Source organism: Streptomyces shenzhenensis, from assembly GCF_003688995.1.
Lineage (GTDB): Bacteria > Actinomycetota > Actinomycetes > Streptomycetales > Streptomycetaceae > Streptomyces > Streptomyces shenzhenensis_A.
Genome location: NZ_PENI01000015.1, coordinates 26,761 through 51,489, shown reverse-complemented (window position 1 = coordinate 51,489; position 24,729 = coordinate 26,761). Strand labels below are relative to the sequence as shown.

At 71.4% G+C, this 24,729-nt stretch carries 24 protein-coding genes and 1 pseudogene; 10 read left to right on the top strand and 15 right to left on the bottom strand.

The window, feature by feature from the left end:
- Positions 1-157 precede the first annotated feature (157 nt).
- The 3 genes from pyrE to CTZ28_RS23025 form a co-directional block, all read right to left on the bottom strand.
- Positions 158-706, bottom strand: a complete 549-nt coding sequence (gene pyrE, locus CTZ28_RS23035; protein WP_121891569.1) for an orotate phosphoribosyltransferase — start codon at positions 704-706, stop codon at positions 158-160.
- Between the two features lie 10 nt (positions 707-716).
- Entirely contained in the window at positions 717-1,505 is a 789-nt protein-coding gene (locus CTZ28_RS23030; protein ID WP_121891568.1) for an aldose epimerase family protein, read from the bottom strand.
- Positions 1,506-1,587: 82 nt separating this feature from the next.
- Positions 1,588-1,806 carry a hypothetical protein gene (locus tag CTZ28_RS23025; RefSeq protein ID WP_121891567.1) on the bottom strand — a complete coding sequence of 73 codons (219 nt, stop codon included), beginning with the start codon at positions 1,804-1,806 and terminating at the stop codon, positions 1,588-1,590.
- 3 nt (positions 1,807-1,809) lie between these two features.
- Here CTZ28_RS23025 and CTZ28_RS48520 point away from each other — a divergent pair, with 3 nt between their 5' ends.
- Positions 1,810-1,935 carry a hypothetical protein gene (locus CTZ28_RS48520; protein ID WP_259471758.1) on the top strand — a complete coding sequence of 42 codons (126 nt, stop codon included), beginning with the start codon at positions 1,810-1,812 and terminating at the stop codon, positions 1,933-1,935.
- A 6-nt stretch (positions 1,936-1,941) separates the two neighbouring features.
- On the opposite strand, the gene CTZ28_RS23020 is transcribed toward CTZ28_RS48520, so the two are convergent.
- From CTZ28_RS23020 to CTZ28_RS23005, 4 genes are all read right to left on the bottom strand, one after another.
- The gene (locus CTZ28_RS23020) at positions 1,942-2,700 is read right to left on the bottom strand and encodes an SRPBCC domain-containing protein (protein WP_121891566.1); all 759 of its coding nucleotides are present in this window, start codon (positions 2,698-2,700) and stop codon (positions 1,942-1,944) included.
- 117 nt (positions 2,701-2,817) lie between these two features.
- Positions 2,818-4,458, bottom strand: a complete 1,641-nt coding sequence (locus CTZ28_RS23015) for a polyamine aminopropyltransferase (RefSeq protein WP_121891565.1) — start codon at positions 4,456-4,458, stop codon at positions 2,818-2,820.
- A gap of 79 nt (positions 4,459-4,537) precedes the next feature.
- On the bottom strand, positions 4,538-5,095 hold the full coding sequence (locus CTZ28_RS23010; protein WP_121891564.1) for a DUF2617 family protein: 558 nt from the start codon (positions 5,093-5,095) through the stop codon (positions 4,538-4,540).
- Positions 5,096-5,470: 375 nt separating this feature from the next.
- Positions 5,471-5,809: a hypothetical protein gene (locus CTZ28_RS23005; RefSeq protein WP_121891563.1), complete on the bottom strand. Its 339-nt coding sequence runs from the start codon at positions 5,807-5,809 to the stop codon at positions 5,471-5,473.
- A 139-nt stretch (positions 5,810-5,948) separates the two neighbouring features.
- On the opposite strand from CTZ28_RS23005, the gene CTZ28_RS23000 reads away from it, so the two are divergent.
- The 5 genes from CTZ28_RS23000 (at position 5,949) to CTZ28_RS22980 (ending at position 8,963) form a co-directional block, all read left to right on the top strand.
- Positions 5,949-7,142, top strand: a complete 1,194-nt coding sequence (locus CTZ28_RS23000) for a pyridoxal phosphate-dependent aminotransferase (protein ID WP_121891562.1) — start codon at positions 5,949-5,951, stop codon at positions 7,140-7,142.
- A 97-nt stretch (positions 7,143-7,239) separates the two neighbouring features.
- Positions 7,240-7,497: a type II toxin-antitoxin system Phd/YefM family antitoxin gene (locus tag CTZ28_RS22995; RefSeq protein WP_121891561.1), complete on the top strand. Its 258-nt coding sequence runs from the start codon at positions 7,240-7,242 to the stop codon at positions 7,495-7,497.
- Positions 7,498-7,506: 9 nt separating this feature from the next.
- On the top strand, positions 7,507-7,767 hold the full coding sequence (locus CTZ28_RS22990) for a Txe/YoeB family addiction module toxin (RefSeq protein WP_121891560.1): 261 nt from the start codon (positions 7,507-7,509) through the stop codon (positions 7,765-7,767).
- 363 nt (positions 7,768-8,130) lie between these two features.
- Positions 8,131-8,616 (top strand): prevent-host-death family protein, encoded by a 486-nt coding sequence (locus CTZ28_RS22985; protein WP_121891559.1) that lies wholly within the window; start codon positions 8,131-8,133, stop codon positions 8,614-8,616.
- A gap of 50 nt (positions 8,617-8,666) precedes the next feature.
- Positions 8,667-8,963 carry a hypothetical protein gene (locus tag CTZ28_RS22980; RefSeq protein ID WP_183154535.1) on the top strand — a complete coding sequence of 99 codons (297 nt, stop codon included), beginning with the start codon at positions 8,667-8,669 and terminating at the stop codon, positions 8,961-8,963.
- Between the two features lie 163 nt (positions 8,964-9,126).
- On the opposite strand, the gene CTZ28_RS22970 is transcribed toward CTZ28_RS22980, so the two are convergent.
- Positions 9,127-10,479: an SWIM zinc finger family protein gene (locus tag CTZ28_RS22970; RefSeq protein WP_121891557.1), complete on the bottom strand. Its 1,353-nt coding sequence runs from the start codon at positions 10,477-10,479 to the stop codon at positions 9,127-9,129.
- On the bottom strand, positions 10,476-13,319 hold the full coding sequence (locus tag CTZ28_RS22965; RefSeq protein ID WP_121891708.1) for a DEAD/DEAH box helicase: 2,844 nt from the start codon (positions 13,317-13,319) through the stop codon (positions 10,476-10,478). The genes CTZ28_RS22970 and CTZ28_RS22965 overlap by 4 nt, the downstream gene beginning before the upstream one ends.
- Positions 13,320-13,717: 398 nt before the next feature.
- On the opposite strand from CTZ28_RS22965, the gene CTZ28_RS22960 reads away from it, so the two are divergent.
- Positions 13,718-14,932, top strand: a complete 1,215-nt coding sequence (locus CTZ28_RS22960) for a hypothetical protein (RefSeq protein WP_398656531.1) — start codon at positions 13,718-13,720, stop codon at positions 14,930-14,932.
- Positions 14,933-14,963: 31 nt separating this feature from the next.
- Here the strand turns inward: CTZ28_RS22960 and CTZ28_RS22955 are convergent, their stop codons facing one another.
- The gene (locus CTZ28_RS22955; RefSeq protein ID WP_121891556.1) at positions 14,964-15,491 is read right to left on the bottom strand and encodes a type III secretion system chaperone family protein; all 528 of its coding nucleotides are present in this window, start codon (positions 15,489-15,491) and stop codon (positions 14,964-14,966) included.
- A 383-nt stretch (positions 15,492-15,874) separates the two neighbouring features.
- Here CTZ28_RS22955 and CTZ28_RS48510 point away from each other — a divergent pair.
- Positions 15,875-16,020: pseudogene (locus CTZ28_RS48510) on the top strand (copper homeostasis protein CutC); the annotation flags it as partial.
- 92 nt (positions 16,021-16,112) lie between these two features.
- Here the strand turns inward: CTZ28_RS48510 and clpB are convergent.
- Complete coding sequence (gene clpB / locus CTZ28_RS22945) at positions 16,113-18,719, bottom strand: ATP-dependent chaperone ClpB (RefSeq protein WP_121891555.1); 2,607 nt, start codon at positions 18,717-18,719, stop codon at positions 16,113-16,115.
- A gap of 132 nt (positions 18,720-18,851) precedes the next feature.
- Between clpB and CTZ28_RS22940 the strand changes: the two genes are divergently transcribed.
- Complete coding sequence (locus CTZ28_RS22940) at positions 18,852-19,277, top strand: pyridoxamine 5'-phosphate oxidase family protein (protein ID WP_183154534.1); 426 nt, start codon at positions 18,852-18,854, stop codon at positions 19,275-19,277.
- 731 nt (positions 19,278-20,008) lie between these two features.
- Here the strand turns inward: CTZ28_RS22940 and CTZ28_RS22935 are convergent.
- Complete coding sequence (locus CTZ28_RS22935) at positions 20,009-20,344, bottom strand: Rieske (2Fe-2S) protein (RefSeq protein ID WP_121891554.1); 336 nt, start codon at positions 20,342-20,344, stop codon at positions 20,009-20,011.
- Between the two features lie 291 nt (positions 20,345-20,635).
- On the opposite strand from CTZ28_RS22935, the gene CTZ28_RS22930 reads away from it, so the two are divergent.
- Positions 20,636-21,646 carry a helix-turn-helix domain-containing protein gene (locus CTZ28_RS22930; protein WP_121891553.1) on the top strand — a complete coding sequence of 337 codons (1,011 nt, stop codon included), beginning with the start codon at positions 20,636-20,638 and terminating at the stop codon, positions 21,644-21,646.
- Here CTZ28_RS22930 and CTZ28_RS22925 read toward each other — a convergent pair.
- From CTZ28_RS22925 to CTZ28_RS22915, 3 genes are all read right to left on the bottom strand, one after another.
- The gene (locus tag CTZ28_RS22925; protein ID WP_121891552.1) at positions 21,609-22,655 is read right to left on the bottom strand and encodes a helix-turn-helix transcriptional regulator; all 1,047 of its coding nucleotides are present in this window, start codon (positions 22,653-22,655) and stop codon (positions 21,609-21,611) included. The genes CTZ28_RS22930 and CTZ28_RS22925 overlap by 38 nt on opposite strands.
- A 304-nt stretch (positions 22,656-22,959) precedes the next feature.
- Positions 22,960-24,066: a sugar ABC transporter substrate-binding protein gene (locus CTZ28_RS22920; RefSeq protein WP_121891551.1), complete on the bottom strand. Its 1,107-nt coding sequence runs from the start codon at positions 24,064-24,066 to the stop codon at positions 22,960-22,962.
- A gap of 210 nt (positions 24,067-24,276) precedes the next feature.
- A complete protein-coding gene (locus CTZ28_RS22915) occupies positions 24,277-24,726 on the bottom strand; it encodes a heat shock protein transcriptional repressor HspR (protein WP_121891550.1) in 450 nt (149 codons plus the stop codon).
- Between the last annotated feature and the right edge of the window lie 3 nt (positions 24,727-24,729).

The following is a 24,729-nucleotide window of genomic DNA, read 5'->3' as shown; positions in this document are numbered from 1 at the left end:
CTGTCCGCTCCTTGAGTGTGCGGGTCGGCGATCTGCGTACTTACGGCCCTGACCTAGACCTTGAGGGTGACGTCATCGTCGTCCCCATCTTTCCAGACATGGGCCCGTGCTCGGCGCCCCGGCGGCGCGGCCACCGGGCCGTGGTCGACGCCGTGCGTCAGTCAAGCCCCAACTCGTCCTTCGAATAGGCGAACAGGTAGGGCACACCCGCGCCCTCCCTGATCTTCTCGGCGGCGCCCGTCGCCCGGTCCACGATGGTCGCGACGGCGACGACCTCGGCGCCCGCCTCACGCACCGCCTCCACGGCGGCGAGCGGCGAGCCGCCCGTGGTGGAGGTGTCCTCGACGACCAGCACCCGGCGGCCCTTGATCTCGGGACCCTCGACCCGCCGCTGCAGCCCGTGCGCCTTGGCCGCCTTCCGTACGACGAACGCGTCCAGCCGGCGGCCCCGCGCGGCGGCGGCGTGCAGCAGCGCGCCGGCGACCGGGTCGGCACCCATGGTCAGCCCGCCCACGGCGTCGAAGTCGAGGTCCGCGGTGAGATCCAGCAGCACCTGCCCGACCAACGGCGCGGCCTCCCCGTCGAGGGTGACACGGCGCAGGTCGACGTAGTAGTCGGCTTCCAGACCCGACGACAGGGTCACCTTGCCGTGCACCACGGCCTTGTCCTTGATCTGCTGCAGCAGCGCGCCGCGTACGTCCGTCATGCCGACCAGCTTAGAGGCGGCGCCAGCGCCAGGTGGTCGTGGCCTCCAGCGGCTCCAGGGGCGTGACCAGGCGCGGCAGGGTGTTGAGGCCGTTGGGCGGGCCGGTCTGCGGCTCGACGCAGACGGCGGCCTCCTGTTCGTCGTAGACGACGACCCACTGCTCGGGGCTGGTCACCGTCAGCTCCAGCTGTCCGGGCCAGGTGACCGTGACGTCGACGCCGTCGGGCATGCCGAAGCAGTCGTCCCAGGGGCCGGGGCGGGGCTCGACGCGACGGCCGGTGGGCAGGTGGTCGGCGCCGCGTTCCTCCTGCCAGGCGGGGCTGAAGTCGAGCCGCGCGTCCTCGCCGCCCAGGTTCCGGTTGAACCACGGATGCCAGCCGATCTGCGCCGGGAAGGACGAGTCGTACGTCTCGACGGCCATGGTGAGCGTCAGGGCGTCCTCGGCCAGGGCGACGATCTGGGTGACACGGCCGGGGTAGGGCCAGGGCTCGACCAGGTCGTAGGTGATGACCGCCTCGTCGGCGCCGACGCGGGCGGTGCGCCAGGCGCCGTCGCGGGCGGTGCCGTGGATGGCGTGCGGCGGGGAGTTGAGCGGCATCCGGTGCGCGATGGCGCCGTTCAGGAAACGGCCGTCCCTGATCCGGCCGCACCAGGGGACCATCGGGAAGCAGCCGAAGCGGTCGCCCTGCCGGAGGAGTTCGGTGCCGGCGATCCGGAGCCCTGCCACCCGGCCGCCGTTGCCCGGCTGCAGGCTCACTTCCGCGTCGCCCGCGGTCAGCGTGATGGGTTCGTTACTCACGGGACGACCCTACTGGGACGATCAAGGGGGCGGCCGGCCAAGGGCAAGACCATCGCCGTCTCCGGCGGAGAGGGAGACGCCGTCACGCAGACCGCCCACGCTGTCGGCGCCCAGGTGATCGGCCTAAACCGGCGTCGATCATCTGCTGCATCTGCACGGTCTGCTTCACCGCGTCCGACTCGGCGTCGGCGTACTGGACCTTGGCCTGCTGCTTGGTCAGCGAGGCGACCTTCTCCTCGATGATCGGGTGGTCGAACTTCTCGTACCGTGTGTCGATCGTCTCCGGCGGCAGCAGGCCCACCCCGTGCCGCCGCTGACGCGGGCCACCCCGGCCGTTCTGGCGTGGACGCGCTCCGCCGGCGGCACCCCGGTCGCCTCGGCCGTCGACGGGTTCGCCGGGCTGGGCGACGGCATCAAGGACCGTCGGTGACCGCGGTCAGCGGCGTCGGCGCAGCGCCCGGCCGAGCACGATCGCCGAGGCCAGCGCGAGTGCCGCCGCGGGGGCGACCCAGCGCAGCACCGAGTGCCCGGCGACCGTCTCCGGGGCGGGTACGGGGGCGTAGCGGCCGCGCGGCGGGGCGTGGTCCACCTCTTCCGCGCTGCGGCCGATCATCGTCCGGCGCGCGTGCGCCGCCTCGGCGGGCGGACCGTCGGCGGCGAAGCCCGCGGAGCCCTCCTCGCCGGCCTCGGGAACGAGCGAGGGCGGCGGCACCTCGGTCTCGAACACGGAGGCCGCCTCCTCCTCGGGCTCCACCTCGGTTTCGGTGTCGTCGTCCGGTGTCGTCGCCAGGGACTCCACGAAGCGGTTCAGCAGCCGGATCGCCGCCGAACTCACCGTGCCCGCGGGCAGTTCGGTGATGCGTCCGTCCGCGGAGACCGTGCCGTCCACGGTGACCGCGGTGCCCCCGTCGGCGTCCCGGAGGCGGAGGGTGAGGGTGAGCTTGACCGTGCCGGTGCCGCGGGCCTCGGCCGCCTCACCCTCGACGGCGTACGACCCGTCGTCGCGCGCCGAGACGCGCAGCGATCCGCGGTAGGTGATGGAGTGGCCGCCGACGCGCACCTTCAGCCGCCCGGCGACCGGCTCGGCACCGGCGTCCTGCTGGAGCCCGGGAACCGCTCGGGCGATGCGCGCGGGCTCACCGAGCGCCCGCCTCAGCCGCTCGACCGGAACCGGAACCAACACCTCATGCTCCATGTCGCCTGAGCCTACCCACGAGCGGCCGGTACGTACCCTTCTGTACGCGGCCGGGTCGTCAACGGCGGGACGCACCGGCGTCGGTCGTCAACACCGCGGACGCACCACCGTCGGTCGTCAATAGCGCGGGTGCACCAGCGTCGAGGGCGGCACCCCGCTGATCCGCGTGCCGGCCACCGCCCGGCCGTCCGCCGCGAGGCTCTGCGGTGTCAGCGTGCGCAGCCGCGGTCCGGACGGGTCCAGGCGGAGCGGCACCGCGGCGGGCCCCCGGGCGGCCAGCACGAAACCCCAGTCGCGCGGGGTGCGGGAGGCGCTCGCGGAGCGGTCGGGCCCCGCCGTGGAACCGGTGTCCTCGCCGAGCGCGCGGTACGGGGTGGTGCCGAGGCCGGCCGCGCGCATCGTCGTCTCCACCGTCCAGAAGACCCGGGGCCTGGCCGCCACCGGTCCGCCGTGCACCACCAGCCGGCCGTCCTCGGCCAGCACCCGCCGGGTCAGCCCGTAGAACTCCTCCGAGTACAGCTTCGTGCTCGCCGTGCTGCCGGGGTCGGGCAGATCCGCGATCACGACGTCGTACGCCTCCGTGGGCGCTCCGCGCAGCCAACGGAACGTGTCCTGTGTCGTGACGTGGACGCGCTGGTCGAGGTAGGCGTGGCCGTTGAGCGCGGACAGCCCCGGGTCGCGGCGCGCCAGCCGGACGAGGCCCGCGTCGGGTTCGACCACATCGACCCGCCGCACGTCCGGGTACCGCAGCACTTCCCGCGCGGCCAGCCCGTCCCCGCCGCCGAGGACGAGCACGCGCGCGTGCGGGCCGGCCATCGCGGGGTGGACCAGTGCCTCCTCGTAGCGGCCCGCGTCCCGGCCGCCGACCCGCAGCCGGCCGTCCAGATACAGATCGAGCGGCCGGCCGCCGGTGCCACCGGTGAGCACCACCTCCTGGACGTCGGTCTGGACGGCCACGCGTACGTCCCCGCCGTACACCGCCTGCCGGGCGAGGCGTTCGAAGTCGTCGACGAGGACGGCGGCGGAGGCGAGGACGGCGAGCACGGAGACGTTGGCGAGCAGCAGCAGCCAGCGGGCGCGGCGGGTCAGATCGCGCCCGAACAGGCCGAGGATCAGGGCGCCGCCCGCGACGGCGTTGACCGCTCCGGTGAGCAGCGCACCGGTCAACTGGCCCAGGAACGGCAGCAGGAGGAACGGGAAGGCGAGGCCGCCGACGAGCGCGCCGACGTAGTCCGCCGCGAACAGGTCGGCGACCGCGCCGCCCGCGTCCTGCCGCCGGATGCGCTGGATCAGCTCCATCAGCAACGGCACCTCGGCGCCGATCAGCAGGCCGATGGCGAGGGAGAAGGCGACCAGCAGGCAGCGGGGGCCGTTGACCCACAGGCCGCCCCAGTCGCCGGTCCAGGCGAACACCGCGTACAGCGCCATCGCGCTGCAGCCGCCGACCAGGGCGAGGCCCGCCTCGACGGCGCCGAAGGCGGCGGCCGCGTGCCCGCGCAGCCGCTTCGCCGCGAGCGAGCCGAGGCCCATCGCGAAGACCATGACGGACAGCACGACGGACGCCTGGGTGACCGAGTCGCCTATCAAGTACGAGGCGAGGGCGACCAGTTCGAGTTCGTACACAAGTCCGCAGGCCGCACAGACGAAGACGCCCGCGAGGACCAGGAACCGTCCGGTCGCCGGCCGGACGGACAGCCGCGCGGGTCCGCACCGGAACGGCGGGGCACCCGGAGGGGCGGGGGCGTGCGATTCGATCACGCTGCGACGTTACGTCACACGACGGGTACGCTTCGTCACCCACACGTGTGGAACTGCCCGCGAATGACGCACAGGGTGTTTATCCCGCCACGATCACTGCGGCGCTGGGACCGGGCTCCGCCGCGGGCTCCGGCACCCGCACGCCCACCCGGGTCCGGGTGGCCACCAACTGGCCGTCCTGCGGATACGCGTGCCAGGTGCGCCAGTGCACCTGGCCCTCGCGGCGCTGGGCGAGCATCGCCGTGAAGGCGTACGGGCTGCCGGGGAAGACGCCGGCGAGACCGTGGGGGTGGTCGGAGACCAGGGCCAGCAGTTCCTGGGCGCGGCCCGCGAAGGAGGCGGGCGCGAGGAACTCCACGCGCGCCGCGAACTCGTATTCCCAGTCGCCGACGCGCTTGGCAACGCCCAGCGGCAGCGGCGTGCTGGACCCCGGAATGCACGCCACCGTCTCCGAGCAGCCGCCCCGCTCCTCCTCCAGGAGTACCTGGTGGGACGCGCCGAGCAGTCTCATCTGGAGCTTCGCGCCGGTCAGTTCGAGGTCGAGCGTGGCGAGGGCGGGGAGCGGCTCGCGCCCCAGCGCCCAGGCGAGGTCGGCCGCGCACGTGTCGGTGTAGGAGGTGGTGAGGGTCGTGAGCATGGGTCGGCTCCGCTAGCACACAAAGAAGAAGGGAGGGTGGTCCGGCACACCTCGGTCGACACCGGGAGATCGGCCATATCAGCCCGGTCGGCCCAGCCAGCCCAGCCAAGGAGCGGGTTGTCTGCCGGACGTCCGAGGGGCTGCGTTGGTGATTTAGAGGGAATCATGAACTGTGGTGCCGCCACAGCGTTTTTACCCAAGTTCGTAGGCTTTCCATCCCTCAGAGGGCTCCACAGCTCAACTGTTCAACTACGGCGTACGCCGGGCGCGTTCTCCATAGAGCTGAGCGCCCGTCGGATGCCTTCGCCCGACGGGCGCCCGGTGTGCGGCCGGGACCGCGGTTCCTGGTGCGCGGTGAAGCTCAACTGCCCCGTGTCAGTTGCCTCCGCCGCATCCGCCCCCGCCGCCGCACGACGATCCGCCGCCACAGGAGTGGCCGCCGCCGCACGAGTGCCCGCCGTGTCCGCCGTGCCCGCCCGAGGACGAGCCGCCCGACGAGTCGCCCGTGTCACCGGCCCACCAGCTGCCCCCGTCGCCGCCGGCAGACGCCGAAGACGAAGACGACGACGAAGATGAAGACGACGAACGGGACACCCGGCCGCCGCGGCTCTTCACATACGCGCTCTTCCTGTCCTTCTTGCGCTTGCGCGATCCACCCGCCGCGGACCCGATGACCAGGATCACGATCACCGCCAGGATGATGCCGAAGACCATGGCGCCACCCTCCTTCCGTTCCCCCGAAGCGACCCCCCGTGGGCGCCTCGCATGGTGCGTGACTGCTGTGTGCACGGGGGATGCCCGCCCACCCGCAGGACCAAAGCAGAGTTGAGGAACTCCAGAGCTTCGGCGCAGGATGGCCGGCATGACCTCCAGCGCACGCCCACCGCTCAACCGCCGGTTCGCCGAGTTCGGGACGACGATCTTCGCCGAGATGTCCGCCCTGGCGGCGCGGACCGGGTCGATCAACCTGGGCCAGGGCTTCCCCGACACGGACGGCCCCGACGAGGTGCGGGAGGCGGCCGTGCGCGCCCTGCGCGAGGGCCGCGGCAACCAGTACCCGCCGGGACCGGGCGTCCCCGAGCTGCGGACGGCGATCGCCGCGCACCAGGAGCGCCGCTACGGCCTGGTCCACGACCCCGACACCGAGGTGCTGGTGACGGCGGGCGCGACGGAGGCGATCGCGGCGGCGCTGCTCGCGCTGCTGGAGCCCGGGGACGAGGTCATCGCGTTCGAGCCGTACTACGACTCGTACGCGGCGAGCATCGCGATGGCGGGCGGCACCCGGGTGCCGGTGACGCTCCGCCCGCACGAGGGCGGCTTCCGCCTCGACCTCGACGAACTGCGCGCCGCGGTGACGGACCGCACCCGGCTGCTGCTGGTCAACACCCCGCACAACCCGACGGGGGCGGTGCTCACCCGCGAGGAGCTGTCCGCGATCGCCGCGCTCGCGGTCGAGCGGGACCTGCTGGTGGTGACGGACGAGGTGTACGAGCACCTGGTGTTCGACGACGCGGAGCATCTGCCGCTGGCCACGTTCCCCGGCATGCGCGAACGCACGGTCACCATCGGCTCCGCCGGAAAGACCTTCTCGTTCACCGGCTGGAAGGTCGGCTGGGTGACGGCGACGCCCGAACTGGTCGGGGCCGTGCGCGCGGTGAAGCAGTTTCTGACGTATGTGGCGTCGGGGCCCTTCCAGTACGCGGTGGCCGAGGCGCTGGCCCTGCCGGACTCCTACTTCGCGGCCCTGCGCGCGGACCTGCTGGCCAAGCGGGATCTGCTGGCGGCGGGGCTGACGGAGGCCGGCTTCGAGGTCTTCCGGCCCGCCGGCACGTACTTCATCACCACCGACATCCGCCCGCTGGGCGAGAAGGACGGCTTCGCGTTCTGCCGCGCCCTGCCGGAACGCGCGGGCGTCGTCGCCATCCCCAACGCCGTCTTCTACGACGACCGCGAGACCGGCGCCCCGTTCGTCCGCTTCGCCTTCTGCAAGCGCACCGAGGTACTGACGGACGCGGCGGAACGGCTCCGCGCGGCATTCGCGCACTGACCGCCGCCCTACGGAGCCAGTCACCACATTCCTCACCGCTTGCCGCACCACAGGGGGTCGACGTACAATTTTCTGTACGTGTGAAGGAGGATGGATCGTGAAGACCATGACGTATTCCGAGTCGCGTGCGCGGTACGCCGAGGTGCTCAACTCCGTCACCGACGACCGCGAAGAGGTCGTCATCACCCGGGCCGGACATGAGCCGGTCGTCATCGTCTCCCTTGAGGACTACGAATCCCTGAAGGAGACGGCGTACCTGCTGCGGAGCCCGGCGAACGCCCGGCGCCTGCTCGCGTCCATCGACGAGCTGGAAAGCGGCGGCGGCACCGTACGCGAGCTGGCGACCGACGGATAACGGCCGCGAATGAAGATCGTCTTCTCCTCCCGCGCCTGGGAGGACTACCTGTGGTGGCAGCTTCAGGACCGGAAGATCCTGAAGCGCATCAACACGCTCATCGCGGACATCGCCCGGAACGGCAACGAGGGGATCGGCAAACCGGAACCTCTCAAGCACGGGTTCCAGGGCTACTGGTCGCGCCGCATCAACGACGAGCACAGACTGATCTACAAGGCCGCCGAGGACAGCGTCCTGATCGCACAGTGCCGCTACCACTACGAGAGCTGACCGAACCCGACGGAACCGAGCACAGCCCCTGTCGGCTCCAGCGTCCACGCAGGCCGACGCCTCGTCCCGAGCCCTCAGAAGGCGCCCTGCCGATTCCAGGACCACCCCGGTGGCGGGGTTGGTCGTAGCGCCACAGATCGTCGGCGGCCTGGTACTTGGCGAGCCGCCAGGGTCGTCCAGGCAGCAGGGCCAGGGCCATGGATCCCACTCCCACCGGTACGACCACGAGGCCGGGGCCCGCGAGCCGACGGACGGTCCGCGGCCTCTCGGAGGACCTCCTCCTGCTTGCAGAGGGCGGAGGTGTGCGCATCAAAGCCTCATAGGCCGCTGGAAATCAGACTGTGATCTGAGTACAGTCGGAGTATGAGCGTTGCGTATCGGGGAGCTGAGCCGGAGTCCGTTTCCTTCACTGATCTGTCCCGGAACCCGAAGGCTGTGGCCGCCCGGGCTGCCGCCCTCGGCTGCCTTCGCGTCACCCATCGGGACGCACCTGACATGGTGCTGACCACGGCGATACATGCTGAGCGCACGGAGGAGAATCTGACGACCGCGTCGCGGCTCTTCCTTGCGCTGATGAAGCACGACGACGGAGCCCGGTCGCTGCTGCTTGCGCTGCCGGAGGTCTTCCCCTGGGTGCGGCATCTGGACGAGGAGGAGATGCGCGCGTTCACGATGGAGTTGCTCGAAGCGCTTTCCGACGCCGCCGAACTCGGGGCCAGGGAGGCTGTGCACCGCACGCTTGTGTCCTGGAGAGCGACAGCTCGCATCAATGCCGATCCGGCGCAGCTCAAGGAAGCGCTGCGCCCCCTTGACGGGGACGACCTGGGCCCTGTCGAGGTGCACGGGTAAGCCCGAAGAGGGGCGATCGGGTCAGCGTTCCGCCCCTGAGCGGATGGAACGTGGTCTTCGGGACGACCGAGGCTGTGACGGGCTGGGAAGAGCTGTGCCGAATCGCGTTGCCGAACGCACACCGCTGCCTGGAGGCACTGCGCACCGACCCACTGTCGCGTGACGACTGGAATCGTCAACACCAGCTTCGGGGAAGGCATGCGACCAAGGAGTGGAAGGGTTCCGCCCTGGAACAGTGGGAGTACGAGATCACCAGTGGTGGCAGAGTGCGATACCTGGTCAGCCCGGAGACCTCGACTGTCATCCTCGTCCATGCCTCGACCAGGCATCCCAAGGACACCGAGTAATTCGCCGCTCGGTGAACAACGCCCGCTTGGCCGGCAGGTCGGCGTGCAGGGCCGCGGAGTAGGAGTTGGGCAGGGCCGGCGCCTCGGCCGCCGCTTGCTGGAAGGGCCCCGACGCCACATACATCAGAAACTGCTTCACCGCGCGGCATCGCCGTCACCCGGCTCACTTTCTGTTCGCACACCTCTGTGCAGGGGGCGCGGGGCAGGTTGTGAGGAGGGCGGTCAGGACGACGGCGGGGTCGGTGTCAGGTGGTCCGGCCGGCCACCAGGTGCCTCGGTCCTTGGCGTACGGGTACCACAGTTCGTCGCGGCCCAGGCGCAGCTGCGCCGCGTGGCCCTCGACGGTCCAGCGGTTGCGCCAGGAGCGGAGCCGGGGTGGTCCGCCGTCGGCCCAGTAGTCCGCGCGCAGCGCTTCATGGGCGCGCGCCAGGAGGGAGGCGGGCGGGTTCCAGGGGTTTTCCAGCACGTCCAGGGACGCTGCGCCGCCGTGCTGCCACGCCCGGGTGGCGGCTGCGAGCTCACCGGGGGTGCGGCCGCAGTTCGACGCGATCCTGGCGAAGACGTCCGGCGTGGGGTGAGCGGCGGCGAAACGGGCGGCGTCCTGCCATTCGGTGAGCGGGACGGGCGGGGCCGTGTCGGCATGCCGCGTGCCGAGGGCTCCGGCGAGCAGATGGCGGGCACGCATCGCGGCGTCGGCGGCGAGCAGTTCGAGCGCGGCCGGGTCCACGCCGGGCTCCGGGACGGCCGAGTCCACCAGCGCGGGGCCGCGGCCGGCCCGGTCGGGCAGTGGCGGCGGGGCGGGCAGGGACGGAAGGCCGGTGCGTGAGGCGAAGGCGGGCCCTGCGGGATCGCCGGTCCGCGCCGGGGACCCGGCCGGACCTGCTGCCGTTGTCGCGGACACCGCGCCCTCGGCGGCGGCGCGGGCGGTGTCACGGCGGCCGAGCTCGCCCATCAGCTCCTGCTCACCACGCCCCCGTAGAAGCAGCAGCACGAAGGGGTCGCGGTCCAGGAGCCGGGCGACCTGGTAGCAGAGGGCCGCGGCATGCTTGCAGGGGTAGCCCCAGTCGGGGCAGCTGCACTCGGGGTCGAGGTCCCGTGGGCCGGGCAGCAGCGGGACACCGGCGGCTGCCGCGTCGTCGGCGAGCCCGGCGGGCATCTCGCCGTCCAGCAGTGCGGCGATGTTGGCGGCCCGCTCGGCGATCATGTCGAGCAGTCGGTCCCACTGCCGGTCCGTCAGCAGCTCCACCCGGACCGTGGAGCGGTACGGGGTGCGGCGACTGCCCTGCACCCGCGCGGCGGCCGAGCCGGGGGTGACGGTGACCGGTCCGACCGCGCCGCCGCGTGCGTAGGTCCGGCCGCGCGAGAGGCGGCCGGAGTCCAGCGAGGACTCCTCGATGGAGCGCAGCCATGCGCGGCCCCACCAGGACACGGCGAAGGGCGCGCGGCTGCCCTTGGCCGGAGGGAGTGCCTCGAAGGTACGGGAGGCCGACCTGCCCGGCCGGCTACGCCCGGTCATCGTCCCTTTCTTCGCAGTGCGACCAGTTCGGCCAGTTCGCTGTCGCTCAGTTCGCTGAAGGCCGACTCGCCCGAGCCGAGCACCGCGTCGGCCAGTTCCCGCTTCTGGCGGAGCATCTCGGCGACCCGGTCCTCCACGGTGCCCTCGGCGACCAGCTTGTGCACCTGGACCGGCTGGGTCTGTCCGATCCGGTAGGCGCGGTCGGTGGCCTGGTCCTCCACGGCCGGATTCCACCAGCGGTCGTAGTGGATGACGTGTCCGGCCCGGGTCAGATTCAGACCGGTCCCGGCGGCCTTGAGAGACAGCAGGAACACCTTCTTCTCGCCGGTCTGGAAGGCGTCGACCATCGCCTCGCGGCGTTTGACCGTGGTACCTCCGTGCAGGAACAGGGTGTCCACGCCGCGGTCGGCCAGGTGGCGCTCGATCAGCGCGCCCATGGCCACGTACTGGGTGAAGACCAGGGCCGACCCGCCCTCGGCCAGGACGGTGTCCAGGAGTTCGTCCAGGAGTTCCAGTTTCCCCGAACGGCCCGGGAGCCTGGCATCGGCGGGTTCCTTCAGGAACTGCGCGGGATGGTTGCAGACCTGCTTCAGGCCGGTGAGGAGCTTCATCACCAGGCCGCGCCGCGCCATGCCCTGCGTCTCCTCGATCTCTGCCATGAGCTCGCGTACCAGCGCCTCGTACAGCGAGACCTGCTCCTTCGTCAGGGACACCGGCTGGTCGGTCTCGGTCTTGGGCGGCAGTTCGGGCGCGATGCCGGGGTCGGACTTGCGCCGGCGCAGCAGGAAGGGGCGGATCAGCACGGCCAGCCGCTTGGCGGCCTGTTCGTCGCGGTCGCCCTCGACGGCCGTGGCGTAGCGATCACGGAAGGAGGTGAGCGTGCCGAGCAGGCCGGGGGTGGTCCAGTCGAGCAGTGACCACAGTTCGGACAGGTTGTTCTCGACCGGAGTTCCGGTCAGCGCGACCCGTCCCCGTGCGGGGATCCGGCGCAGGGCCTGGGCGGTGAGCGCGTACGGATTCTTGACGTGCTGGGCCTCGTCGGCGACGAGCAGGCCCCAGGGCTGCTCGGCGAGGCGTTCGGTGTCGCGGCGCATCGTTCCGTAGGTGGTCAGGACGAAGCCGCCGTCCGTTCCGCCGTCGAGTCCGGCCAGGTCGCGGCCGGGGCCGTGGAAGCGGCGCACCGGGGTGGCCGGTGCGAAGCGCTGGATCTCGCGCTCCCAGTTGCCGAGCAGCGAGGCGGGGCAGACCACCAAGGTGGGGCCGACGGTGGTCTTTCGTTCCTGGCGACGCAGGTGGAGAGCGATCAGAGTGACGGTCTTGCCCAGGCCCATGTCGTCGGCGAGGCAGCCGCCCAGGCCGAGCGAGGTCATCCGGTGCAGCCAGTTCAGGCCGCGCAGCTGGTAGTCGCGCAGGGTCGCGGCCAGGGCTTTCGGCTGTCCCTGGGGCTCGCGCGCGGCGCGGGCCTCGGGGTCGGCGATCCGGGAGCGCAGTTCCTCCAGTACGCCTTCGGCGGTGACCGCCACCTGTTCGCCGTCCACCTCGATGCTGCCGGTCAGCGCGGCGCTCAGGGCGTCGATCGGGGCGAGCGAAGTCGTCCTGGACTGCGTGGCCCGTCGCAGTCTGCGGACCAGCTCCGGGTCCACGACCACCCACTGGTCGCGCAGCCGCACGATCGGCCGGTGTGCCCGGACCAGCCGCTCCAGCTCGTCCTCGGTGAGTTCCCGGTCTCCGAGGGCGACCCGCCAGCGGAAGTCCAGCAGGCCGCCGGAGGACAGGAACGACTCGGCCGCAGACTGGGTTCCCCGGCGGCATACGGGTTCCAGGAGGCCGGAGGCCGTCAGCTCGCGAACCAGCTCCTTGGGCCAGTGCACGGCGACCCCGGCGGCGGCAAGGCTCTCCGCAGCGTCGCCCAGCAGCGACTGGACCTCCTCGTCGGACAGCTCCAGGCCTGTCGGGGCGGCGGAGTCCAGCAGCCGTCCGGCCGGGGACCAGGCGCGGGCGGCCCGGCGCAGCGTCAGCAGCGTGTCCACCTTGGCCCGTGGACCGAACAGTTCGGGGGCGGTGGCCCTGCCGGACCACAGGTCCGCGGCGTCGGTGAGCACCGTGGGATCGGCCAGGCTGCGCAGTTGGACCACGGCCCGGAAGGAGTCCGCGCGGCCGAGCTCCAGCCGCAGTGACACCGCCAGACCCGCGTCGCGGCCGGCGGCGACCTCCGCCGCCCAGCCTCGCTGCTCGGGCACGGCCTGCGGGGCTCGGACCGCGAACGCCGGTCCGCCGGTCACCTGGCGGGCGGCGGGAGGGCGGGCGAGGGAATCGGCCATGGCGTCCATGAAGGCCCGCAGCAGCGGCTCGGCCGCCGGGAGCGTGAGGCGGGAGAGTCCGGGAATCGCGACCGCGCGGGCCTCCGGGGGCATGGCGGCGGCCAGGGCGGCCAGCCGCTCGTGGGCCTCGGTGTCCAGCGGGCCGACCCGCCACGCGTCACATCCTTCCGGCGACACCCCGGGCAGTATCCGGCCCTGGGCGAGCAGACGCAGTCCCAGCAGGGCCGCTGTGCCCCAGAACGCGGTACCGGCCGAGGCCCGCCCGCTGTCGTCCGCACCGAGTGCCCGGCAGCGGGTCAGCAGCGGCAGCGCCTGTTCCACCGGCAGCAGCACTGCGACCACCCGCGCCCGGCGCACGGACGAGTCGTGCGGCCGGACCGCGGTGAGTTCCTCGGGTTCCACCCCGAGGTCCGGTGGCTCACCTCCAGGTGTCCAGAACGCCATCCGTCCCGTGCGGGGCGGGTCCGCGGGAAGGAACACCGCCTCGCCCGAGGCGACCTCCGGTAACCGAGCGAACATCCGTTCCCGGTCCGCAGCCGCCGGCTCGGGCTCCGTCGACGGGTAAACCTTCGCCACCACGCCCACTCCTGACCAGGCTCCTGCAACTGTTCGGGAGGGCGCAGGCAACCGCGAGCCCTCGGCAGGCCAAGGCTATCCGTGCAGACGGACGGAGAACGCCGGAAGCGTTCCGCCCGCTCGACGGAACCTGCGCGGCTCCGGCGCACGTCGTCACCCAATGCCGCAGCCACCCGCGGCGCGCCCCTCACTCGAACGGGCCACCATCGCCGGCCCGGGGGTCGGGTGGGTGCGGGCCGGGGCCTGCCCTGTCATGTCGCCACACCGACGGTCGCCGCGGCGAACCCGCTCGGGCGCACACTGCTCGCGCCCCCGGGCTCACCGCTGCAAGCTGCGGAAATGTGAGCCACGCCAGTTCCACCCTCGCCCCTGCCGCCGCCGCGGCGTCCCAGGAGCCCGGTCCACGGGAGCGCGCCCGGGCCCGGCTGTCCCTCCTGACGGCGAGCGGGGTCGCGCTCGGGGTGTTCGCCCTCGCCCGGTCCGCCGGGATCGCCGTGCTCGCCCTGGCCGCCTGGGCCAGGGAGGAGCAGCCGCTGGCACTGCTCGGCCGCTCCTGGGACTCCGTCTGGTACCAGGGCATCGCCGCGCACGGCTACGGCCGCACCCTGTACTTCGAGCCGGCCGTCATCCACAGCGACCTGGCGTTCTTCCCGCTGTATCCGGCTCTGGTGCGGATCGTGACCGCCGTGACGCCGCTCGGCGGGGGCGCCGCGGGACTGCTGGTGTCCTGGGCCGCGGCCGGGATCGCCGCCTGTGGCATCCATGCGGTGGGGACCCGCCTGTACGGTCCCGGCGTGGGCACCACGCTGGTGGTGCTGTGGGGGCTGCTGCCGCACTCCGTCGTGCTGTCGATGGCGTACACGGAGCCCGTGCTCACCGCGTTCGCGGCCTGGTCCCTGTACGCCGTGCTCACCGGGAACTGGCTGTGGGCGGGCGGCCTGGCGGCGCTCGCCGGGCTGTCCCGGCCCAATGGCATCGCGGTCGCCGCGGCCGTGCTCGCCGCGGCGGTCTGCGAGGCGTACCGGATCCACCGGCGCCACGGCCGGTGCTCACCCGGGCTGTGGGCGGGCGCCGCGCTCGCCCCGCTGGGCTGGACGGCGTATGTGCTGTGGGTGGGCCGGCGCACGGGCGACCTGCTCGGCGGGTACTTCGAGGTGCAGCGGTTGTGGGGGTCGAGGTTCGACCTGGGGCGCGGCTCGCTGCACTTCGCCCGGGGGCTGCTGGTGCAGAGCACCCGGCTGGTCTTCCCCATGGCCCTGTTGATCATGGCGGCGGCGGTGCTGCTGTACGCGCTGCTCGTCGTGGACCGCGCCCCGCTCCCGCTTCTCGTGTACAGCGGTGTCCTGCTGCTGATCGCGCTCGGCGGCTCCGGCTTCTTCGAGTCCAAGCCGCGCTTCCTGCTGCCCGCGTTCCCGCTGCTGGTCCCGCCGGCCCGGGCGCTGGTGCGGACGGCGAGAGCCCGGCCCTGGCACGCGACCGTGGTGGTCTGCGGCCTGGCCGGGCTCTCCTTCGGCTACGGCGCCTACCTCGTCGTGATCGCTCACACGCCGCTGTAGGCCACCGCGCGTCACCGTGCGGAACGGGCTGTCACTCCTCGTCGTCGGGCTTGTCCGCCTCGTTGACCTCCTGTTCGAGGCCGAGCTGTTCCACCAGCCACCGGTCGAACTCGATCGCGGCCCGCACCCAGCTGACCGTCGAGGAGACGAAGTGGTTGAGGTCGACGCCGGTGCCGATCAGCATCTGCGCCTCACCGATGAGACGGACGGTGCCGTCGTCGTGGGTGTGCGTGTACACCTTGGGCCACAGCGTCCTGCGGTTCCAGTCGTCGACGGACTCCAGGAGCTGCGGCTTCTCGTCGATCTTGTGGGGGCGGTCGTAGAAGGTCCGCACGGAGAAGACCGCCTGTTCGGCCTCCCCACGGAACATGAAGTACGTACGGAACTGCTCCCACGGCGCCGCGAGGTCACCCTCGTCGTCGACGACGTACTTGAGCTCCATCTGGTCGAGGAGCTGCTTCACGAGGTCCTGATCCGGGACGACGGGGCCCGCCGGTCCTTGGGGCTGCGGCTCGGGCTGGCCCCCGAAGTTCGGAATCGAGGACGGGTCGATGCTCACCGTGATTTTCCCTTCGTGCGGATTCCGCCATCCTCCCCCATGCAGGGAGGGTGGTGGCAAGCCCAGACGTGGCCTGTCAGCGCTCGGCTGACAGGATCCGCCCGGTCGGTGACGTTCAGGTGAGCGGACGGGGTCACAAGGACGGACGCGGTCCTTCGCGGCCGGCACCCGCGGCGCGGCGCCGCCGGCGTCCACGGCACCCGGGCATGCCCGGCGCCGCCGCCGACGTCCGCGGACGCGCCATACGCCTCCAGGCCGCCCACCCCATGTGACCGCCGCCCGCCAGGCCGGCGTCCGGCGCCGCGAACTGGCCCGACGGTCCTGGCGCCGCCGATCAGGGGCGGACCAGGTGGCGCGTGCAGTCCCGGAGGTGATCGCCCTCGATCGCCCTCGGCATCGAGGACGCGGTCGCCGCCCAGGCCGGAGGCGCGGACCGCCTCGAACTCGTCACCGACAGGGCGGCCGACGGGGGCTGACCCCGCCGGTGACGGCCTTCACCGGCATCCGTGCCGCCGTCGACATCGACCTGCACCGCGCGGGTGCGGCTCCTCGCGTGTGCCGTCCGACGGGCGACGGCCCGCCCCGAAAGCGCGGGGCGGGCCGTCGTGCCGGTGGAGCCGGTCAGAGCGTCTTGCCGGTGGCCGGGCCGACCAGGAGACCGTCGCCGAAGGCGTCCACCCGGACCGTGTCGCCGTCCTTGACCTCCCCGGAGAGGATCTCCTTGGCGAGCCGGTCGCCGATGGCGGTCTGCACCAGGCGGCGCAGCGGCCGGGCACCGTAGGCCGGATCGTTGCCCTCGTCCGCGAGCCAGGCCAGCGCCTCGGGGGTGATCTCCAGGGTGAGCCGGCGTTCGGCCAGCCGCCCCGCCAGCCGGTCGATCTGGAGCCGGGCGATCCGGGCCAGCTCGTCCTTGCTCAGGGCCGAGAAGACGACCAGGTCGTCCAGCCGGTTGAGGAACTCTGGCTTGAAGGAGGCGCGGACCACCTCCAGCACCTGCTCCTTCTTCACCTGCTCGCTGGTGGTCGGCTCGACCAGGAACTGGCTGCCCAGGTTCGAGGTCAGCACGAGGATCGTGTTGCGGAAATCGACCGTACGGCCCTGTCCGTCGGTCAGCCGGCCGTCGTCCAGCACCTGGAGGAGGATGTCGAAGACCTCGGGGTGCGCCTTCTCCACCTCGTCGAGCAGCACCACGCTGTACGGGCGGCGGCGCACCGCCTCGGTCAGCTGACCGCCCTCCTCGTAGCCGACGTACCCGGGCGGCGCGCCGACCAGCCGGGCCACACTGTGCTTCTCGCTGTACTCCGACATGTCGATACGGACCATGGCCCGTTCGTCGTCGAAGAGGAAGTCGGCGAGCGCCTTGGCCAGTTCGGTCTTGCCGACGCCGGTCGGGCCGAGGAACAGGAAGGATCCGGTGGGCCGGTCGGGGTCGGCGATGCCGGCCCGGCTGCGCCGCACCGCGTCGGAGACGGCGCGCACGGCCTCGGTCTGGCCGATCAGCCGCCGGCCCAGCTCGTCCTCCATGCGCAGCAGCTTCTGCGTCTCACCCTCCAGCAGGCGCCCGGCCGGGATGCCGGTCCAGGCAGCGACGACGTCGGCGATGTCGTCGGCGCCGACCTCGTCCTTGACCATGGTGTCCTTGGCGGCCTCCTCCTCGGCCTCGGAGGCGGCCTCCAGTTCCTTCTCCAGCTGCGGGATCTCGCCGTACAGCAGCTTGGAGGCGGTGTCGAAGTCGCCGTCGCGCTGGGCGCGTTCGGCCTGGCCGCGCAGGTCGTCGAGGCGTTCCTTCAGTTCGCCGACCCGGTTGAGGGACTGCTTCTCCTTCTCCCAGCGGGCGTTGAGGCCGCGCAGCTCCTCCTCCTTGTCGGCGAGGTCGCGGCGCAGCTTCTCCAGACGTTCCCGGGATGCCGGGTCGGTCTCCTTGCTCAGCGCCAGCTCCTCCATCTTCAACCGGTCGACGGCGCGCTGGAGTTCGTCGATCTCTACGGGCGAGGAGTCGATCTCCATGCGCAGCCGGGAGGCGGCCTCGTCGACCAGGTCGATGGCCTTGTCGGGCAGGAAGCGAGAGGTGATGTAACGGTCGGAGAGGGTGGCGGCGGCCACCAGCGCGCTGTCCGCGATCTGCACCTTGTGGTGGGCCTCGTAACGGCCCTTGAGTCCGCGCAGGATGGCGATGCTGTCCTCGACGGTCGGCTCGGCGACCAGCACCTGCTGGAAGCGCCGCTCCAGCGCCGGGTCCTTCTCGATCCGCTCGCGGTACTCGTCGAGGGTGGTGGCGCCGACCATGCGCAGCTCACCGCGGGCGAGCATCGGCTTGAGCATGTTGCCGGCGTCCATGGCGGAGTCGCCGCCGGCCCCGGCGCCGACGACGGTGTGCAACTCGTCGATGAAGGTGATGATCTGCCCGTCGGAGTCCTTGATCTCGGCGAGGACCGTCTTCAGCCGCTCCTCGAACTCGCCCCGGTACTTGGCGCCCGCGACCATCGCGCCGAGGTCGAGCGCCACCAGCCGCTTGTCCTTCAGCGACTCGGGCACGTCGCCCTTCACGATCCGCTGGGCGAGGCCCTCGACGACCGCGGTCTTGCCGACGCCGGGCTCGCCGATGAGCACGGGGTTGTTCTTGGTGCGGCGGGACAGCACCTGGACGACCCGCCGGATCTCGTGGTCCCGCCCGATGACGGGGTCGAGCTTGCCGTCGCGGGCCGCCGCGGTGAAGTCGCTGCCGAACTTCTCCAGGGCCTTGTACTGGCCCTCGGGGTCGGCGGTGGTCACGCGTCGTCCTCCCCGCGTCTTCTGGAAGGCGGCCTGCAGCTTCTTGGCGTCGGCGCCCTGCCGTGCCAGCACCTCGCCGGCCGCGCCGCCCTTCGCGGCGATGCCGATGAGCAGGTGCTCGGTGGAGAGGTAGTCGTCGCCGAGTTCCTTCGCGCGCTCGGCGGCGTCGGCGAGGACGGCGAGCAGTTCGCGGTTGGGCTGCGGGGGCGCGACGGTGGACCCGGTCACGCTGGGCAGTCCGGCGAGCACCTGCTCGACGCCGGAGCGTACGGCGGCCTGGTCGGCGTCCACGGCGGCGAGCAGGTCGGTGATGTTCTCGTTCGCCTGATTGCCTCGCCCCTGGAGCAGAGCCAGGAGCAGATGAGCAGGCGTGAGGTCCGGGTGGCCCTCGGTGACGGCCTTGTTGCTGGCCGTGTTGATCGCGTCCCGGCTCCTGTTGGTCAGCTCGGCGTCCACGTTCGCGTTCTCCTCCTCGGCGTCGGCTTGTCGGCCACGTCTCCCAGTGCTGACTTAACCAACGTACACAAAGTTGAGTCTATTCCACTCAAGGCGGTGTTCGGGAGTCTCCTGGGGATACCTTCCGGGTCCATGAGCCGACCTGCCGTGGAATACGCCGTGGACCTGGACGCCCCGCACGCGTCCTACCTCGCCTTCTGGCGGGAGCGCCACCTGTGCACCCTGACGACCCTGCGCCCCGACGGCAGCCCGCACGTCGTGCCCGTCTCCGTGACCTTCGACCCCGCGGCCCGGCTGGCACGGGTGATCACGAACGGGGCGAGCGCCAAGGTGGCGCATGTCGTCGCGGCCGGCCCGGCCGGCGCCCGGGTCGCCGTCTGCCAGGTGGACGGCCGCCGCTGGGCCACCCTGGAGGGCCGCGCCGTCGTCCACACCGACCGGGAACGAGTCGCCGAGGCGGAACGCCGTCACGCCGAACGATACGAACGGACTCCGTCCCCGAACCCGTCCCGTGTGGTGATCGAGATCGAGGTGGACCGAGCACTGGGCCGCGCATGACACGGGACCCGGACCTTTGCCGGACCCGGCCAAGAACATGCGGCAGAGACGGAGCGGCGATGCCGACGCGGGCGCCGGCCACCCGCACCGAGGCCCCCTGCCGCCCTCCATCTGCTTCTTGATCACACCGCCGAGCAGCCCGCCGTGCAGCGGCGACCACGGGACCCCGTCCCACATGGCCGTCGGAGCGGACACCAGGGCGCACATGACACCGAAACCGGGCCCCACCCGACCCGAGCCCAAGCGGCCGGAAACATGCCGCGGAAGCACAACTCCGACGGAGCGTGCGGCTTGGTCATCGGAGGGCGGGCCGCCGGCCGGGCGAGGACGGTCACAGGAGGCTGCTGCCAGCCAATCCACACCCCCGGACCCACATCGCGTCCGTCATCCACCGCTCCGGATGCCGCCGACACGACCGGCGACACCACCGCGCCCGCCGAAGGAGTCCCTGCTCTTGTTGGCGGCCCTGTCGACGCTCCGCTTCCACCTCGTACGTGAGGACCCGCCCCCCGGACCCGCAAACGGCACCGGGACCAGGGCGACGGCAGCGCCCTTCTGGTCTCGTTCCTGGGCGGGTCCGCCGGGGGCACAAGCGGTTTTCGGCCAGCGTGAGAACGCGATGATGTCGCGAAATTTCCCCGGAAACTGCAGCGGCGTCACCGTGTTCAGGTCACGGTGACGCCGCTGCGGGGGGAAGCACCTGAGCGATCTTTTACGACGGGGGAATCGCGTCAGGCACTGCGGGGGGTGGCCGAGATGGTCCTCAGATCCGGGACGTCCGGCTCCGCAAGCCGGTGGTCCCGTCGGTCCAGGTTCACAAAGATCATTCCGTACCGGATGGCACACCGCACGGGCTGCGGCGCCCCGCGGGGCTTGCGCAGACACCGGTACGCCCGCACGTCCTCGTCCTCGTCCCGCGTGACGACGACCGGCTCACCGAACACGGTCACCATCAGCGAATCACCGCTGTGGGGGATGGCGGTGACCAGGTCGATGAAGTGCCAGCCGGAGCGGTAGGCGGTCGCCATCTCGCGGCGGAAGGATCGGTCGTCGGGTGGAGTGGTCACATCAACTCCCGGCTCCATCTGCCGGCGGGAGCGGCCACGAGGTGTCGTCCTCGCCTATCACGACAATCGGCCAGCTGGTGTTCGCCCGAACATCGCTCTTCTCGCCGGAGAAGCCACCCAACGCACCGACGGCCACGAGGGCGGAGAAGGCGGCGACAAGCACCGAGCGAAGCATTTTCTTACGCATAGTCGGCTTCGTCCTCACTTGAAGGTCCCCTTTTCCCCCGTCGAGTACGACGATGGCTCATTCGGGCACGTCATGGCCACACAATCGGTGCATCATGTTCCTGCATGTTCAGGACCCTGGGGGGTGGAGATTTGGAAACGAATCACGCAAAAGCGACACATCCCCATGCTGTGACGGAACTGTGTGAGGACGGTGGCCGCATCTACGCGGCAGCTCTACGCACGGGACACGTGGCGCGCACAGATGTGGAAGCCGCCCCCTGCCTCGTGGAGTTCGGCCTGCTCCACCCGGACCCGGACGATCCGGACCAGCTGCGTCCGGTGCCTCCCGCGGTCGCCCTGGCGCAGCGGCTCAGCCCCATAGAACGCGAGATATCCGAGCGCCGGCGGCAGACCATCGACCTGGCCGACGCCTTCGAGCCGTTCCTGGCCCTGAGCACCCGGGCCACGACGAGCAGCGACTCGATGACCCTGCTGGACGGCAGCGAACGGATCAACGCCGCGCTCAACCTGGCCACCGAGCAGTGCCGCACGGAGGTGCTCACGGTCCAGCCCAGCGACCGCATCTCCGAACGCAGCGTGCTCAAGGGCCTGGAGCGGGACCGGCCGCTGATCGAACGCGGCGTCCGGATCCGCACCCTGTACCAGCACACCGCCCGCCACAACCCGGAGAAGCTGGCCTACGCCGCGCGCCTCGCCTACGGCAAGGCCGAGTACCGCACCATCGACGAACTGGTGGAGCGCCTCATCATCTGCGACGACACCGTCGCGTTCATCCCCATCCGCGACGACCAGCAGGTCGCCCTGGAACTGCGCCAGCCGGGCCTGGTCCGCTATCTGGTCAAGGTCTTCGAGTTCATGTGGAGCCGCGCCGTCCCGCTGGGCACGGACGGGCCCTACGAGGCCGCACCCGACGGCATCACGGACATCCAGCACTCCATCGCCAAGCTGCTCGTCGAGGGCCATGTCGACGAGGCCATCGCCCGCCGCCTCGGCATGAACGTGCGCACCTGCCGCGCCCATATCGCCAAGCTGGCCCAGGCCCTGGGCAGCGGCAGCCGCGCCCAGCTCGGCTATCTCATCGCACGCTCGGGGATCCTTGATCAGGAAGGCTGAGCGGACTCCCGTCCGCGGTGCGCGGCGGACCGTCCAGGCCCACCTGGGCGATGCGCACGCCCAGCTGGGTGCGGCTGGCCGCGCCGAGGGTCTCCGACAGCCGGGCGATATGGGCGCGGCAGGTACGGACGCTGATGCCGAGGCGCTCCGCGATGACCGCGTCCTGGTGGCCCTCCGCGAGCAGTGCGGCGATCGACTGCTCACGGTGCGAGATGCCCTCGATGCCGGTGTCGGGGAGCGGGGCGGTCAGCGGGATCGCCAGCCGCCACAGCCGTTCGAAGACGGTCACCAGGTACTCGACCAGCGCCGGGTGCCGCAGCTCCAGCGCCATCGTGCGGTCGGTGTTGGCCGGGATGAAGGCCACTGTTCGGTCGAACAGGATCAGCCGGTCGATGACCTCGTCCAGCGTGCGGGCCTCCACCGCGTCGCCCATCAGCTCCAGGTAGGTGAGCAGCCCCTGGCCGTGCCGCGCCACATGCGTGTACAGGTCGCGCATGCGCACACCCCGGCCGCGCAGCGCCATCGCCCGGTGCAGGCCCTCCGTCAGCTCGGCCTCCCGCCGGATGCCGCCGGGCTGCACCGTCAGCACCTCGGTGGTGCAGGCGTCGGTCGCCTCGTCCATCGCCGCCTGGATCCGGGACAGCCCGTCCAGGACCCGGATCGCGGTGCCCTCGGCCGGGGCGGACGAGGGGGCCTGGAGCTGACGGCCGATGCCCGCGTACCGCTCGAAGGCCGCGACCGCCGAGCCCACCCGCCGCTGGCTCTCCCTGACCTCGTCGTACACCCCGCGCAGCACCCGGGTCATGACCTCCTGCGGCGAGGTCGGCACCAGCCAGTCCATGTCGTCCGGGTCCGGGTGCAGCAGGGCCAGTTCCAGCAGGCAGGGCACCGGCTCGGCATCCGTGCGCGGCACCCGGCCGCGCCGTACGGCCCGGGAATACACGCGATCCCCGGCCTCGCACAGGCGGTCCGCACCGTGTGGATGCTCCTCCGTTCCGCGCCCGGCCATCGCCCATTCCACCCCCGGTTGCTGCCACTTCCGCAGCGCAACTATGCGCGGCCCCGACCGGCTCCGCAACACGGCTTCCCCAGCCATGCCCTGGGAAAACCACCGGTATCTCCCGCTTCCTCCCGACGTCCCCCGCACTCCGTCGCGCGCACATCGACCACCGTCCGCCCCACGACTGCGGCACGGCCGGGCGGTTCCGGTGGAGCGATGACGGCGTCGGCCGGCGGTTCTCGGTGAGATGCGCTATGCCAGGGGCCGTTCGCCGGCCGAGGGACCCCTCGACCGGGGATGACCAGGGTGTTCGTTACTTCAGACCGATGGCGTCGCAGGCCGTCTTGTACTTGGGGGTGCAGATCTCGGAGATCTCGTAGATCCCGTCCGCGACGACCGTGTCGTCGATGTTGCCCTTGGTCATCGTGCTCACCTGCACCAACTGGGCCGGGATGCCCTTGGTGGTGGGGCTGTCCACCTTGTCGCGGGTGAGCGCGTCGAACTGGATGTCCTTGCCCTGGACCTTGGCGACGGCCATCTCGGCGGCCGATTCGGCCTCGTCCGGGTAGGGCTTGTAGACGCTCATGTACTGCTCGCCGGCGACGACCCGCTGCACGGCCGCCAAGTCGGCGTCCTGCCCGGTGACCGGCGGCAGGTCGACGACCCCGGCGGCCTTGAGCGCCCGGATGATGCCGCCCGCCATGCCGTCGTTGGCGGAGTTGACGGCCGCGATGTTGTCCTTGCCGATGTCGTTGATCGCGCGGACCATGTTGGCCTCGGCGTTCTCCGGCTTCCAGTCCTTCGTGTCGAACGACGCCGCGATCGTCACCTTGCCGTTCAGCTCGGACAGCGCGCCCTGTTTGAACTGCTTCGCGTTCGGGTCGGTGGGCGAGCCGTTCATCATGACGATCTTGTCGGAGGAGTCGACGTCCGAGCCCAGCGCCTCCAGCACCGCCCGCCCCTGCGCCTCGCCGACGAGTTCGTTGTCGAAGGAGATGTACGCGTCGATCGGCCCCTCGGCCAGCCGGTCGTACGCGATGACCGGGATGCCCGCCTCCTTGGCCTTCTTCACCTGGCCCGCGATGGCGTGCGCGTCGACCGCGTCCAGCAGGATGACATCGACCCTGTCGTCGATCATCTGCTGCATCTGCGCGGTCTGCTTCGCCGCGTCCGACTCGGCGTTGGCGTACTGGACCTTGCCCTGCTGCTTGGTCAGCGAGGCGACCTTCTCCTTGATGATCGGGTGGTCGAACTTCTCGTACCGCGTGTTGGTCGTCTCCGGCAGCAGCAGACCCACCGTGATGTCGTTGCCCCGGGTCGGACTGGCGTCGCCCGAATCCCCCGTCGCGTTCAGAACGCCACAGCCGGCGAGCGAAAGGATCATCGAGGACGCGGCCATGGATATGGCGATACGACGCATTCGGCTGCTCACTTCAGGTGCGTTCGGGACGTGGCGGCCGCATTGCGGCCCAGGTGACAGAAAAGCCAACGCCCCGACAACACTTGCGTCAAGCAGAACCGCTTAACGAGTGCGCAACACCACGTCCAGAGGCACCTGTGAAGGTCTGGCGGAACCTACGCCAACTGTCCTTTACCGGCTCTCCACCAAAGGGAGTTCGGGTGCAGACCGTCAGTCGTTCTGCTGCCGCTTCGGCCGCCACACCACGAGCGCGCTGGTCTGCTGGACCTCCTGATACGGCACCAGGTCCCGGCGGTAGGAGGCGTGGACGGCGGCCTCACGCTGCCGCATGGTCGCCGCCGCGCCGTCCAGGGCCGCCTCCAGCTCCGCGACGCGGGACTGGAGGGCGGCGACCTGGTTCTCCAGTTCGATGATGCGCTTGATACCGGCCAGGTTGATGCCCTCGTCCTGCGACAACTGCTGCACCTGACGGAGCAGTTCGATGTCGCGGGCCGAGTAACGGCGGCCCCGTCCCGCGGTGCGGTCCGGGGAGACCAGGCCGAGCCGGTCGTACTGGCGCAGCGTCTGCGGGTGGAGTCCGGAGAGCTGAGCCGCCACCGAGATGACGTAGACCGGGGTCTCCTCGGTCAGTTCATACGGGTTACGTCGACGGCCATCCATCGC